Genomic DNA, 12,789 nt, shown 5'->3' on the forward strand with positions numbered 1-12,789 from the left:
CGCAGGCCCTTCCGGTAGCGAGGTCGCCCATGAACTCAGGCAGTTCGCAGTCCCGGCTCCGCTCGATCGCGTCGACGCTGGCGGTCGCTCTCACTCTCGTGCTCGCCGCCGCGGCCGGTTGTGACAGCCGAAAGGAACCGGACCTGCGGTCGGTGCAGGAGAAGATGCGCGAGACGCACATCTACGGTCAGTCGAAGCTGCGGATCGGTGTCGCCACCAACGAGCCGCTGATGGGTGAGTTGCGAAACGGCCAGCACGTCGGGTTCGACGTCGAGATCGCCCGGTACGTCGCGGCCTCCCTCGGCTACGAGGGGGACCAGCGGCTGGAGTTCGTGTCGATCTCCACCGAGGACCGCATCCCGTCGCTGCAAGGTGGCACCGTCGACCTGGTGGTGTCCAGCTTCTCCATGACGGAGGAGCGTAAGAAGCTGGTCAGCTTCGCCGGGCCGTACTTCGTCACCACGCAGGAGGTGATGGTGCCGGTCCGACTCAAGGACAAGGTTCGCACCATCGAGGATCTGCGCGACCCGGTGTACAAGGTCTGCACCAGCGGCGGCTCCACCACCGAGGCTGAGTTGGAGAAGCACCAGGTCAAGACGTTCGTGGTCAAGGACGTCGGCGACTGCGTCGATGGCATCCGGAAGGGGCGGTACGACGCGGTCAGCTCGGACGAGTCGATCCTTGCCGGTTTCCTGGCCAGCTTCCCCAAGGAGTTCGAGATCGTGGACATGCCGTTCGGCACCAGCGAGTTGCTGGGCATCGGCGTGCCGATCGGTGACCCCGCGCTGCGCGACCTGGTCGCGTTCTTCCTGCAGAAGAGCTACGAGCAGGGCCGCGACGGAGATGCCAGCCCCTGGCAGACCGCGTACAACCGGACCCTGGGCCCCTGGCTGAAGGCCGAGAAGCGCCAGCCACAGCCGCTGGAGGTGCCGAAGCTCGTCGACTTCGACGACAAGGCGCCCGCGAAGTGAGCGCGGCACCGACCGCCACCAGCGGCGACGGGCCGGTTCCGCCGCCCCGCACGTCCGTGCCCGGCGGCGACGCCGCGCCGGCAAGCGACGGTACGGCCGCAGCGCCGCCAGCCGCAGATCGTCCAGTGACCGGCGCGGAAGATGACGTTGTCTGGCCGGCCGGAGTGCCGGTCGCCGAGCCGGCCGAGCCGGTCGTCGCCGTGGTCGAGCCGGGGCGGGTCCGGTGGGACCCGGCGGAGCGGCGCGCCCGCGCCAGCCAGTCGTTCTGGACGGCCGTGGTGGGCGTACCGGCGATCTTCTCGGTGCTCCGCCTCGGCGTGGAGGCCGGCGGGGAGCTCCAGACCACGTTGTTGCTGGTGGCCAACGTCGGGCCGGTCAACCTGCTCGCCGGTTTCCTGACCACCGCGGCCCGGCTGCTCTCCACCGGGCTGGTCGCCGTCTTCGCGCTCGGCGCGGTACTGGCCGTCAGTGCGGATCGACTTCCGCCGGGCACCCGTCGCCGACCGCTCTTCGCCCGCTGGGCCGACATCACCCCGGCCTGGGTGGTGCTGGCCAGCTTCCTGCTCGCCCTGATCACCTGGCCGTTGCTCTATCTGCCGTTGTTGTTGCCGGCGTTCGTGGCCGCGTTCCAACTGCGCCCGGGGCGGCTGCACGAGCGGATGGTGCCTCGGCTGCTGCTCATCGGCGCGCTGCTCGCCGGGTACGGCTGGCTGATGCTGCCGACGATGCGCGACGCGATGCGGCAGGGCGACGAGTGGCTGGTGCTGGCGCTCATCGTGGTGCCCCCGCTGCTGGCGCTCTTCGTCGCGGGGCCGCTGCCGGGCATGGTGATCCGGCCGCTGGCGTCGGTGACCGAGGTGGCGGTGCTGGCCACCCTGATCTGGGCCGCGGTGCCGGTGATCACCACACCGGTGTTGCCGCTGACCGTCACCACGGTGGGCCCGGAGAGCGGGCCGACCGAGGACGTACGCGGGCACGTGGTCACCACCGACGACGTCAACATGGTGATCCTTCAGGAACGGGGTGGTGTCCGGTACGTCCCGGTCGGTCTGGTCCGCGCCCAGGTGCTCTGCCCGAGCGAGGAGGAGCTGCCCCGCCATCAACTGCGCATTCACGACTTCCACGTCGAGGATTCGCTGTTGGAAGGCATGGGCCGTCGGGTCCGCCCGGTCCACCGCATCGACGCCGCCTGCCGCACCCCAGCCTGACGCCTAACTGAGGAGAGCAGCGGCTACCGTGCCCGGCGGTTGGCCCGCACGAGTGCGACGGTGGCCAGTGGCACGCTGACCGCCCCGGCGGCCGCGACCCCGGCGAGTAGGTAGGCGACGCGGTGGTTCTGCGGAGCGCGGCGGTCGGCCACCTCCGCCTCCGGGTCCTGCGGGTCGTAGACGATCGGGATCTCGTCGTCCACAGCCGGAGCAGCACCGGGTGGCTCGTCGCCCTGACCGACAAGCGTCTGCGCCCGCCGCCCGTCCGGGGTCTCGAACTCGACGTGGATGCGGCCCTTGTTGACCTTGACGACCTGGGCGGTGGCCTCCACCCCCCGGTCCTGCAGCGCCTGGTCGTTGCTCCACACCGTCCAGGCGGCGATGGCGAAGCCGATGACGACGACGAGGCCGAGCCCGGCGAACAGTGGTGCCGGCGGGCGACGGGTTCGCAGCAGATCCATGCCGATCTCCGTCTCCGGCGGGGCGGGCCGGTAAACACGATACGATTCGCGACGGAACGCCTAGCCGCATATACAGTCCGACGGTATATGCTGCGACCATGGCGACGGCTTCCATGCACGAGTCCACCTATCTGATCCTCACCGCGCTCGTCGAGGCCCCACGGCACGGATACGCGCTCCTCGACGACGTCCGCCGGATCTCCGGCGGGCGCGTCGACCTGCGCGCCGGCACCCTCTACGCAGCCCTCGACCGGCTGCGGACCGATGGTCTCGTCGACATCGAGCGCGAGGAGCAGGTGCAGTCCAGGTTGCGCCGGTACTACCGACTCACCGCCTCGGGCGCGCGTCGCCTGGCCGAGGAATCCGCGCGTCTGCGCAGCAACGCCGACGCGGCGAGCGTGCGACTGCGCCGTGCCGGTCTCATCTTCGACGGCGGTGCGGCGTGACGTTGGACCACGTGTACCGACGGCTGACGGCCTGTTATCCCCGCGCCTACCGCCGGCAGTACGAGGACGAAATGATCGGCGTGCTGCTGGACGACGCGGCCCCGGGCCAACGCAGGCCTGCGGCGCGAGACGTGCTCGCCCTGCTCGGCGGGGCGCTCCGGGCGCATGTCCGCCAGGCTGGTGCGCGATTCTCGGCCGGCCCGTGGCGGGAGGCGGCGCAGGCGCTCGCTCTGATCGCCGCGCTGATGTTGTTCGTGCGCGCTGCGCGCGTACCGGTGCTGCACCTCGCCATGCTCGCGGAGAGCTACCCCGGTGGGATCGGGGAGCCGGTCATCCTCTGGCCGGGTGGCGGGGTTTCGGTGCTGTGGCTCATCGTGGCGGTGCTGGCCGTCACCGGCTGGGCTCGGGCAGCAGCCGCGGTCGCCGTTTGCGGAGCGACTTTCGAGGTGGTTCGGGTCGCTGCGGACTACGGACAATATTCGACTGTGTTCAATCTGTGGCCCGCCGTGCTCGCCGCGATGGTCCCGCTGGCGCTCGTGGTCCGCGCTCCCCGTTCCGCCGCGGCGGCCCTCGCGCGCTGGCGGCTCGGCACACTGGCGGCAGCGACGCTGGTCAGCGTCGCTGCTCCGAGTGTCGCCCTGGTGACGGGTGCTGATAACGCGACGGCTCCCATCTACGGCACGTGGATCTTCACCGCCGGTGTCGGCCGGATCGAGGCAATCCTGCTGGCGGCGGGATACCTGCTCTTCGCCCTTGCCATCCTTCGGCGCCGGCGGTGTTGCGGCGGCGCCTGCTGGCGCTTGTGGTTCCGGTGGGCGTGACGCTGCTGCTCACCCGGAAGGGGTTCGGTGCCACGGGGACGTTCCTGGAGCGCTCCTCCCACGACGGTGTCCTCGCTGCGCTCACCCCGGCGCAGTGGCTGGTGTTGGCGCTGGCGCCCACGCTGTTCTTCGCGGTGGCCGTGGTGATCCTGCACCACCGGGAGCGGACGGGCAGCCAAGGAGCGTGAGAAGGCCGCGCCACGCAGCCTGAGTCGAGGATCGACTCGGTTTCAGGAAGTTGGGGTCTTTGGCCCTCGGACCCGCCGGATTCAAGAGAACCGAGTCGATCTTGCGGCAGACGGGGCGGGCGTCAGTAGGACTTGTCCTGGCCGAGGACGTGTTGGGCCACGAAGTTGAGGATCATCTCGCGGCTGACCGGGGCGATCCGGCCGGCCCGGACGGCGCCGAGCAGGGTCGCCACCCCGTACTCGGTGGTCATGCCGGCCCCGCCGAGCACCTGCACGGCGGTGTCCACGGCGAGCGCGGCGGCCTCCCCGGCCGCGTACTTGGCCATGTTGCCGGACACCCCGGCCTCCAGGTCGCGGCCGGCGTCGTACAGGGTGGCCGCCTTCTGGATCATGAGGCGGGCCAGCTCCACCTGCACCGCCGCGTGTGCCAGCGGGTGCGACACCCCCTGGTGGGAGCCGATGCTCCGACCGCCCCAGACCTTGCGGGTGGCGGTGTACTCACTGGCCCGCTCGATGGCGTACCGGCCGGTGCCGGCACCCATCGCGGCCACCGTGATCCGCTCCGGGTTGAGCCCGGCGAAGAGCGCCGGTAGCCCGGCGTCCAGCGACTCACCGAGCAGCGCGTCGGCGGGCACCCGCACGTCGTCCAGGTACAGCAGGAACTGGTTCTCCGGGGACACGATCTCCATGTCCAGCTTGGACCGGGTCAGCCCGGCCGCGTCGGTGGGCACCAGGAACAGCGCCGGCTTCAACTTGCCGGTGGAGGAATCCTCGGTACGGGCCACCACCAGCACGTGACCGGCCTCGTCGACGCCGGAGATGTAGCACTTGCGGCCGTTGAGCACCCAGCCGTCGCCGTCGCGGCGAGCCACAGTGCCGAGTCGGTGGAAGTTGGAACCGGCCTCCGGCTCGGTGATCGCGAAAACGATCTTCTGGGAGCCGTCGGCGAGGCCCGGCAGGTGCCGCTTGCGCTGCTCCTCGGTGCCGTGCCGGCTGAGCACTGTCGCCGCGATGGCAGGGGAGACCACCAGCAGCAGCAGCGGGCAACCCGCCGCCGCCAACTCCTCGCAGACGATGGCCAGCTCGGTGATGCCGCCGCCCCCGCCGCCGTACTCGGTGGGGATGTTGACCCCCAGGTAGCCGAGCCGTCCGGCCTCCGCCCACAGTTCGGTGGTGTGTTCGCCGGCCCTCGCCTTCTCGACGAAGTAGGAGTGACCGTAGCGGCGGCCGAGCGCCCGCACGGCGTCGCGCAGCTGGTCCTGCTCGGGGGTGAGGTCGAAGGTCATCGGGCGTCCTCTTCTTCGATAACGGCGAGCACGGCACCCGTCTGCACCTGACCGCCGGTCGGCACCGGCAGTTCGGCGACCACGCCGTCGATCGGGGCGAGCACGGGATGTTCCAGCTTCATCGCTTCCAGGGTGAGCAGCGGATCACCGGCGGCGACCCGTTGGCCGACCTGGACGTGCACCCGGGTCACCACGCCCGGCAGCGGCGCGAGCAGCGACCCGGCCGCCACCGCCGCGGTGGGCAGCGGGAGACGCGGCAGCTCGGCCAGGCTCGCCGCCCCGTCCGGGCCGTCCACGAAGACAGCCGACCCCACCCGGTGTACGCGGTACGCGCGCCGAACCCCGTCGACGTCGAGCACCACCCGGTCCGGGGTTGCCTCGACCAGCGCCACGGTGGGTGCCGCCGGCCGCTCGGTGGACTCCTCGGCCGCCGACGTGCTGGACCAGTCGGCGAGCCGGCCGGTCCGGTCCAACTGGTATCGGATCTCGATCTCGTCACCGTCCGGCCCGGCGAAGCGGGTGACCTGCGGGACAGCGGGCACGTTGCGCCAGCCGGAGGGGAGCCCGCCCAGCACCGGTGCGGTCGCCCGGCGGTGCGCGGCGCCCGCCAGCGCGGCGGCGAGGGCGGTGAGTGGGACCTGGTCGGCGGGGAGGAGTGGCGTGAAGACCTCGGGGTGCCGATCCAGGAAACCGGTGTCGATCTCCGCCGCCGCGAACTCCGGGCTGCGTAGCACCCGGACCAGCAGATCCCGGTTGGTGGCCACTCCGTGCAACTCGGCCCGAGCCAGGGCACCCGCCAGGGCCCGAGCCGCCTCGGTCCGGGTGGGTGCCACGGCGATCAGCTTGGCGAGCAGCGAGTCGTAGTGCACCCCCACCACCGAGCCCGCCACCACGCCGGAGTCGAGCCGCAGGCCCGCCCGTTGGATCCAGCCGAACTCGCGGTCCACCCCCGGCACGTTGAAGCGGTGCAGGGTGCCCGTGGCGGGCCGCCAGCCCTGCGCCGGCTCCTCGGCGCACAGCCGTACCTCGATTGCATAGCCGCGCGTGGCCGGGTAGTGGTGCTGTGCGGGCAGCGGTGCGCCCTCGGCCACCAGCAACTGCATCCGGACCAGGTCCAGCCCGACCGGAGTGACCAACTCGGTGACGGGGTGCTCCACCTGGAGACGGGTGTTCATCTCCAGAAAGAAGAACTCGCCGGTCGGTGCCAGCAGGAACTCGACAGTGCCGGCCCCCACGTAGTCGACCGCCCGCCCAGCAGCCATGGCCGTCTCGTGCAGCCGATCATGCAGCCCCGGCGGGAGATCGCCCGGAGCCTCCTCGATGATCTTTTGGTGTCGGCGCTGAATCGAGCACTCCCGGACGCCGAGCACCTGCACGGTGCCGTGGGTGTCACCGAAGATCTGCACCTCGACGTGCCGGCCGCGCTCGACGTACCGCTCGATGAAGACAGTGCCATCGCCGAACGCGGCAGCCGCCTCGCGGCGCGCGGAGGCGACGGCCTCGGCCAGTTCGTCGGCGGTCCGGACGACCCGCATGCCCCGGCCACCGCCGCCGGCGGACGCCTTCACCAGCACCGGGAAGTCCGTGACGCCGTCGGTGTCGGTCCAGCTCGGCAGCATCGGCACGCCCGCCTCGGCGAGCAGCGCCTTCGCCGCCAGCTTGTCGCCCATCGCGGCGATCACCTTGGCCGGCGGCCCGACCCAGATCAGACCGGCGTCGGTCACCGCCGCCGCGAACTCGGCGTTCTCGGCGAGGAACCCGTAGCCGGGGTGGACGGCGTCCGCGCCGCTGCGGCGGGCCGCATCCAGGATCAGGTCGACCCGCAGGTACGTCTCGGCCGGCGTGGCGCCCGGCAGGCGTACGGCCTGATCGGCCTCGGCCACGAACGGCGCGTCGGCGTCCGCGTCCGAGTGCACGGCGACCGTTTCCACGCCCATCGCGCGGCAGGTGGCGAAGATCCGGCGGGCGATCTCGCCCCGGTTGGCCACGAGGAGTTTCTGAATCATCGGCGCCGAGCCTGCCTTTCGTTCGCCACTGCGGGACTCCGCTTCGCTGCGTTCCTCGCCCTCACGGGTCACATCCGGAAGACGCCGAAACCGTCGGCGCCCTTCACCGGTCCGTTGTGGATCGCCGAGAGGCAGAGCCCGAGGACGGTCCGAGTGTCCCGGGGGTCGATCACCCCGTCGTCGTAGAGCCGGCCGGAGAGGAAGAGCGCGCCGGACTGCGACTCGATCTGCTGCTCGACCATCAAACGCATCGCCGCGTCGGAGTCCTCGTCGTAGTCGCGCCCCCGGGCGGCAGCCGCCTGCCGGGCCACGATCGACAGCACCCCCGCGAGCTGGGCCGGGCCCATCACCGCCGACTTCGCGTTCGGCCAGGTGAACAGGAACCTCGGCTCGTACGCCCGGCCGCACATGCCGTAGTTGCCGGCGCCGTAGGAGGCGCCCAGGTTCACCGTCAGGTGCGGCACCGTCGAGTTCGACACCGCGTTGATCATCAGGGCGCCGTGCTTGATGATGCCGCGCTGCTCGTACTCGGTGCCGACCATGTAGCCGGTGGTGTTCTGCAAGAAGATCAACGGGGTGTCCGAGGCGTTCGCGAGCTGGATGAACTGGGCCGCCTTCTGCGCCTCCGCGCTGAACAGCACCCCTCGGGCGTTCGCCAGCACCCCCACCGGATACCCGTGCAACTCGCCCCAACCGGTGACCAGCGCATCCCCGTACGCCGGCTTGAACTCGTCGAAGTCGCTGCCGTCCAGGATCCGGGCCAGCACCTCCCGGGGGTCGAACGGCACCTTCAGGTCGGCGCTGGTGATACCGAGCAACTCCTCCGGGTCGTACTTCGGTGGCTGCGGCACCGAAGTACGCGGCGACGGGCCCCGCTTGCGCCAGTTCAACCGGCGGACGCACTGCCGGGCCAGCCGGATGCCGTCCCGCTCGTCGGCGGCCAGGTAGTCGGCGAGCCCGGACGTGCCGGCGTGCATCGCCGCGCCACCCAACGACTCGTCGTCGGTGACCTCGCCGGTCGCCATCTTCACCAGCGGCGGACCGGCCAGGTAGACCTGTGACCGGTCCCGAATCATGATCACGTGGTCGGACATCCCCGGCACGTACGCGCCACCGGCCGTGGCGTTGCCGAAGACCACGCTGACCGTGGGGATGCCGGCCGCCGAGAGCCGGGTGAGGTCACGGAACACCCGACCACCGGGGATGAAGATCTCCGCCTGGGTGGGCAGGTCCGCCCCGGCCGACTCCACCAGATTGACCATGGGCAGCCGGTTGGCCAGGGCGATCTCGCCGGCCCGCCGGGTCTTCGCCAGCGACCACGGGTTGACCGCGCCGCCGCGTACCGTCGGGTCGTTGGCGACGATCAGACACTCCACGCCCTCGACAACCCCGATGCCGGTGACCACGCTGGCCCCGACCGGGAAGTCCGAGCCGTACGCGGCGACCGGCGACAACTCCAGGAACGGGCTGTCGGCGTCCACCAGCAGCTCGATCCGCTCCCGGGGGAGCAGCTTGCCGCGCGCGTGGTGCCGGGTCACGTACTTCTCGCCACCACCCGCCCGCGCCTGGTCCAGCGCGGCGTCCAACTCGGTCAACCGCTCCAGCAACGCCGCACGGTTCGCCAGGTACGAGGGCGCGGACGGATCGACCGCGCTGTCCAGGGTGGTCACAGGCCCATGCCTTTCGCGATGATCTCGTTCATGATCTCGGTGGTGCCGCCGCCGATGCCGAGGATCCGCGCGTCGCGGTAGTGCCGCTCCACCTCGGCGTCGCGCAGGTAGCCGAACCCGCCGTGCAGCTGCAACGCCTGGTCGACGACGTGGTCGCAGGCCGCCACCGCCACGTTCTTCGCCATCGCCACCTCGGTCACCACCGGCTCGCCGGCCGCCACCCGACCCGCCACTGCGTGCACGTACGACCGGGCCGCCTCGGCCCGGGTGTGCATCTCGGCCAACCGGTGCCGGATGAGCTGCCGGCTGGCCAGCGGACGCCCGAAGGTCTCCCGGTCCCGGCACCAGCGCACCGCCAACTCGACGCAGCGCTGCGCGGTCGCGTACGCCTGGGTCGCCAGCGACAGCCGTTCCGCCGCGAAGTGCTGCATGATCGCCAGGAAGCCGGTGTTCTCCGCGCCGATCCGGTTGGCGACCGGCACCCGCACGTCCGCGAAGGACAGCTCGGCGGTGTCCGAGCAGTGCCAGCCCAGCTTCTCCAACCGGCGTCCCACTGTGAACCCGGGCGACCCCTTGTCGATGACCAGCAGGGTGAGTTCACCGCTGCCGGGGAAGTCGGTACACACCGCCGTGGTCACGAAGTCGGCCCGGTGCCCGCTGGTGATGTACGTCTTCGACCCGTTCACCACGTAGTGGTCGCCGTCGCGGCGGGCGGTCGTGCGGATGCCGGCCACGTCCGAACCGCCGTCCGGCTCGGTGATGGCCAGCGCGCCGATCATCGTGCCGGACAGCGTGGGCCGCACGTACCGCTCGATCAGGCCGTCGTCGCCCGGGGACGAGACGCCACCGAGCCGACCGCCCAGCGAGCCACCGGTGCGGGCACCGGCCGCCGCCACCATGTGCGGCAACGCGATCCCGTGCGTGAACAGGGCCGCCACCAGCCCGGACGAGCCGCCGGAGCGGATCAGCTCCTCGGTCACGATGATCGAGTCCAGCAGGTCACCGCCGCTGCCACCGACCGACTCCGGGAAGCCGATGCCGAGCAGGCCGAGCTTCGCGGCGGTCGCGTGCAGCGCCCGGGGCACCTCCCCGGCCCGCTCCCAGTCGTCCAGGTGCGGCAACACCTCCCGGGTCACGAACGCCCGGGTCAGCTCGCGTAGCTGCCGGCGCTCCGGGGTGTCCACGATGCTCATCGTGTCTCCTTCGTTCGCGACTGCGGGGCTCGCAGACCCGGCTCACTCCTCGCGCTCACCGGGATGCCCCGGTCGGCAGGTCGGCCGGCAGGTCGACGATCCGGGCGCGCAGCAGCTCGCCGAGCGCCTTGGCCTGCGGGTCGAACCGGGTGGACGCGGCCACCCCGGCGCCGAGCAGGCCCTCGATCACGAAGTTGACAGCACGCAGGTTCGGCAACTCGTAGCGCCGCACCGACAGCGGCGCGGTCTCCGGCACCAGCTCGGCCAGCCGTTCGACGGTCAACCAGGCCCGCAACCACGCGTACCCGGCGTCGGAACGCGCCCAGACACCGAGGTTGGCGTCCCCGCCCTTGTCCCCGGAGCGTGCGCCGACCACCTCGCCGAGCGCCCCGCGTCGGAAAGGGCCGCCGACCGCCGCCTCGCCACCCGGGGCCGACTCGTCCTGCGAGGTGGGGGCGGTGCGGATCGGCGGGGCGATCGGCACCCGCTCGCCACCGGGCAGCACCGCGACGTGCGCCACCGCCTCCTGCGGCACCGCGTCGGCGGTGAAGACGCCGTACGGCGTCGCGTCGCCGGGCAGTGTGGTCAACGTGCAGCCCGGGTACGAGGCCAGGGCCAACTCCACCGCGGCGGCCGAGAACGACCGCCCGGCCCGCGCCTTGTCACCGTCGCGCAGGTGTACGTGCAGCAGGGCACTGGCCGCCTCGGTGTCGGCGGCGTCGGGGTGGTCGGTCCGGGCCAGCGTGAACTCCAGCCCGTCCTTGCCCACCGCCTCCTCGACCTGCCCCCGGACCAGTGCCGCCTTCGCCTCGATGTCCAGCCCGCAGAGGACGAACGTCATCGAGTTGCGGAAGCCGCCGAGGTTGTTGACGCCCACCTTCAGCGTCGGCGGTGGCGGCGTGCCCCGTACGCCGGTGACCCGGACCCGGTCCGGCCCGTCGGGGTGCAGCGTCACCGTGTCCAGGCGGGTCACCACGTCCGGCCCGAGGTACGACGGTCCGCCGATCTCGTAGAGCAGTTGGGCGGTGACCGTCTCCACGGTGACCGCGCCGCCGGTACCCGGATGCTTGGTGAGCACCGATGAGCCGTCGGGGTGCACCTCGGCGATCGGGAACCCGGGCCGATGACCGCCGTCGGGCAGTTCGGTGAAGAAGCTGAAGTTGCCGCCGGTGACCTGCGCACCGCACTCGACGAGGTGCCCCGCGACGGTGGCCCCGGCCAGCTCGTCGAGGTCGTCGCGGCCCCACCCGTACCGGGCGATGGCCGGGCCGACCACCAGCGACGCGTCGGTGACCCGGCCGGTGACCACCACGTCCGCACCGGCGTCGAGGCAGGCGGCGATCCCGAACGCGCCGAGGTAGGCGTTCGCGCTCAACGCGTCCGGTCGCTGGATCGTGTCGCCCTCGACGTACCCGACCTGGGTCGGCAGGCCGAGTCGGTTGGCGAGCTTCTCGATGGCGGCGGCCAGGCCGGCCGGGTTCAACCCGCCGGCGTTGGTCACGATCCGCACCCCCCGGTCGAGGGCGGTGCCGAGGCAGGTCTCCAGTTGCCGCAGGAACGTCTTCGCGTAGCCCAGGTCGAGGTCGCGCATACGGTCCCGGGCAAGGATCAACATGGTCAACTCAGCGAGGTAGTCGCCGGTCAACACGTCCAGCTCACCGCCGTCGAGCATCTCCCGCCAGGCGGTGAACCGGTCGCCGTAGAAGCCGGAGGCGTTGCCGATGCGGATCATGCCCGTACCCCGATCTCGCCGGCCGGCTGCCGGCCGTCACCCGGCGGCCCGGCGAAGGCCTGCGCCACGTCGAGCCACTCGTCGGCGACGGGCCCGGTGGCGACCAGAGCGAGGTCCGCGCGGTGTCGGCGCTGGGTGACCAGCAGGCAGAAGTCCCGAGCCGGGCCGGTGACCCGGTCGGCGGCGTCCGCCGGACCCCAGCTCCAGGCCTGCCCGCCCGGCCCGACCAGCTCGACCCGGACCGGCGCCGTCGGTGCCTCCCGGCCGTGCGCGGCGAAGCCGTGCCCGAGGGTACGCACGCCCAGGTGCGCCACGTGCCGGAGTCGGTCGCTGTCGGGGCGGACCACGCCGAGGGCGTCGGCCACATCCGCGCCGTGCGCCCAGGTCTCCATGATCCGGGCGGTGGCCATCGAGGTGGCCGACATCCGGGTGCCGTACCAGGGCAGTTTGCCGCCGGCCGGAACGGCGGCGAGTGCGTCGACGAGCGCGGTGCGCCCGGCCCGCCAGCGGGCGAGCAGCTCGGCCGGCGGGGCGAGGAATTCCTCGGCGCCGACATCGACGAGTCGGGTCACGTCCGGCGCGGAGGTCACCGTCGCGTAGAACGCCTCGGGATCGGTCGCGGCCAACAGCGCGACGTGGTCGGTCCAGGCGAGGTGGGCGATCTGATGCCCGACGCTCCAGCCCGGCGCGGGGGTCGGCCTCGCCCAGTCGGCCACGGGCAGTGGCGCCACCAGGGCGTCCAGTTGGGCGGACTCGTCGGCCAGGTCCGTGAGCAGGTCGCTGAGGTCGACCATGGTGCCTCCGGTC

The 12,789-nt window shown here is 71.9% G+C and carries 12 protein-coding genes; 5 read left to right on the forward strand and 7 right to left on the reverse strand.

What is annotated here, in order from left to right; genetic code table 11:
- Positions 1 to 29: 29 nt before the first annotated feature.
- Complete coding sequence (locus ABTW72_RS10600) at positions 30 to 971, forward strand: transporter substrate-binding domain-containing protein (RefSeq protein ID WP_350856997.1); 942 nt, start codon at positions 30 to 32, stop codon at positions 969 to 971.
- Positions 968 to 2,179 carry a hypothetical protein gene (locus ABTW72_RS10605; protein WP_350857000.1) on the forward strand — a complete coding sequence of 404 codons (1,212 nt, stop codon included), beginning with the start codon at positions 968 to 970 and terminating at the stop codon, positions 2,177 to 2,179. Before ABTW72_RS10600 ends, ABTW72_RS10605 begins: the two co-directional genes overlap by 4 nt.
- A 23-nt stretch (positions 2,180 to 2,202) precedes the next feature.
- Here the strand turns inward: ABTW72_RS10605 and ABTW72_RS10610 are convergent, their stop codons facing one another.
- Positions 2,203 to 2,640 carry a DUF3592 domain-containing protein gene (locus tag ABTW72_RS10610; RefSeq protein WP_350857003.1) on the reverse strand — a complete coding sequence of 146 codons (438 nt, stop codon included), beginning with the start codon at positions 2,638 to 2,640 and terminating at the stop codon, positions 2,203 to 2,205.
- A gap of 98 nt (positions 2,641 to 2,738) precedes the next feature.
- Here ABTW72_RS10610 and ABTW72_RS10615 point away from each other — a divergent pair, with 98 nt between their 5' ends.
- Genes ABTW72_RS10615 through ABTW72_RS10625 form a run of 3 tightly spaced genes read left to right on the forward strand, consistent with a single transcriptional unit; the run spans position 2,739 to position 4,095 of the window.
- Positions 2,739 to 3,086, forward strand: coding sequence for a PadR family transcriptional regulator (locus ABTW72_RS10615; RefSeq protein ID WP_350857006.1), 348 nt, complete (start codon positions 2,739 to 2,741; stop codon positions 3,084 to 3,086).
- Positions 3,083 to 3,907: a hypothetical protein gene (locus ABTW72_RS10620; RefSeq protein WP_350857009.1), complete on the forward strand. Its 825-nt coding sequence runs from the start codon at positions 3,083 to 3,085 to the stop codon at positions 3,905 to 3,907. Before ABTW72_RS10615 ends, ABTW72_RS10620 begins: the two co-directional genes overlap by 4 nt.
- Positions 3,904 to 4,095, forward strand: a complete 192-nt coding sequence (locus ABTW72_RS10625) for a hypothetical protein (protein ID WP_350857011.1) — start codon at positions 3,904 to 3,906, stop codon at positions 4,093 to 4,095. The genes ABTW72_RS10620 and ABTW72_RS10625 overlap by 4 nt, the downstream gene beginning before the upstream one ends.
- Positions 4,096 to 4,217: 122 nt before the next feature.
- Here the strand turns inward: ABTW72_RS10625 and ABTW72_RS10630 are convergent, their stop codons facing one another.
- The 6 genes from ABTW72_RS10630 to ABTW72_RS10655 form a co-directional block, all read right to left on the reverse strand.
- The gene (locus ABTW72_RS10630) at positions 4,218 to 5,381 is read right to left on the reverse strand and encodes an acyl-CoA dehydrogenase family protein (RefSeq protein ID WP_350857014.1); all 1,164 of its coding nucleotides are present in this window, start codon (positions 5,379 to 5,381) and stop codon (positions 4,218 to 4,220) included.
- Complete coding sequence (locus tag ABTW72_RS10635; RefSeq protein WP_350857017.1) at positions 5,378 to 7,387, reverse strand: ATP-binding protein; 2,010 nt, start codon at positions 7,385 to 7,387, stop codon at positions 5,378 to 5,380. Before ABTW72_RS10635 ends, ABTW72_RS10630 begins: the two co-directional genes overlap by 4 nt.
- A 68-nt stretch (positions 7,388 to 7,455) precedes the next feature.
- Entirely contained in the window at positions 7,456 to 9,057 is a 1,602-nt protein-coding gene (locus ABTW72_RS10640) for an acyl-CoA carboxylase subunit beta (RefSeq protein ID WP_350857020.1), read from the reverse strand.
- Positions 9,054 to 10,250 (reverse strand): acyl-CoA dehydrogenase family protein, encoded by a 1,197-nt coding sequence (locus ABTW72_RS10645; RefSeq protein ID WP_350857023.1) that lies wholly within the window; start codon positions 10,248 to 10,250, stop codon positions 9,054 to 9,056. The genes ABTW72_RS10640 and ABTW72_RS10645 overlap by 4 nt, the downstream gene beginning before the upstream one ends.
- A 55-nt stretch (positions 10,251 to 10,305) precedes the next feature.
- Complete coding sequence (locus tag ABTW72_RS10650) at positions 10,306 to 11,982, reverse strand: acyclic terpene utilization AtuA family protein (protein ID WP_350857026.1); 1,677 nt, start codon at positions 11,980 to 11,982, stop codon at positions 10,306 to 10,308.
- Positions 11,979 to 12,776 carry a TIGR03084 family metal-binding protein gene (locus ABTW72_RS10655; protein ID WP_350857029.1) on the reverse strand — a complete coding sequence of 266 codons (798 nt, stop codon included), beginning with the start codon at positions 12,774 to 12,776 and terminating at the stop codon, positions 11,979 to 11,981. Before ABTW72_RS10655 ends, ABTW72_RS10650 begins: the two co-directional genes overlap by 4 nt.
- Between the last annotated feature and the right edge of the window lie 13 nt (positions 12,777 to 12,789).

The organism is Micromonospora sp. NPDC127501 (genome assembly GCF_040302185.1).
GTDB lineage: Bacteria > Actinomycetota > Actinomycetes > Mycobacteriales > Micromonosporaceae > Micromonospora.

Bases quoted from the DNA above. Each gene is read 5' to 3' on its own strand.
- ABTW72_RS10600 (WP_350856997.1), top strand. From the start codon at position 30: ATGAACTCAGGCAGTTCGCAGTCCCGGCTCCGCTCGATCGCGTCGACG.
- ABTW72_RS10610 (WP_350857003.1), bottom strand. From the start codon at position 2,640: ATGGATCTGCTGCGAACCCGTCGCCCGCCGGCACCACTGTTCGCCGGG.
- ABTW72_RS10615 (WP_350857006.1), top strand. From the start codon at position 2,739: ATGGCGACGGCTTCCATGCACGAGTCCACCTATCTGATCCTCACCGCG.
- ABTW72_RS10630 (WP_350857014.1), bottom strand. From the start codon at position 5,381: ATGACCTTCGACCTCACCCCCGAGCAGGACCAGCTGCGCGACGCCGTG.
- ABTW72_RS10635 (WP_350857017.1), bottom strand. From the start codon at position 7,387: ATGATTCAGAAACTCCTCGTGGCCAACCGGGGCGAGATCGCCCGCCGG.
- ABTW72_RS10645 (WP_350857023.1), bottom strand. From the start codon at position 10,250: ATGAGCATCGTGGACACCCCGGAGCGCCGGCAGCTACGCGAGCTGACC.
- ABTW72_RS10650 (WP_350857026.1), bottom strand. From the start codon at position 11,982: ATGATCCGCATCGGCAACGCCTCCGGCTTCTACGGCGACCGGTTCACC.
- ABTW72_RS10655 (WP_350857029.1), bottom strand. From the start codon at position 12,776: ATGGTCGACCTCAGCGACCTGCTCACGGACCTGGCCGACGAGTCCGCC.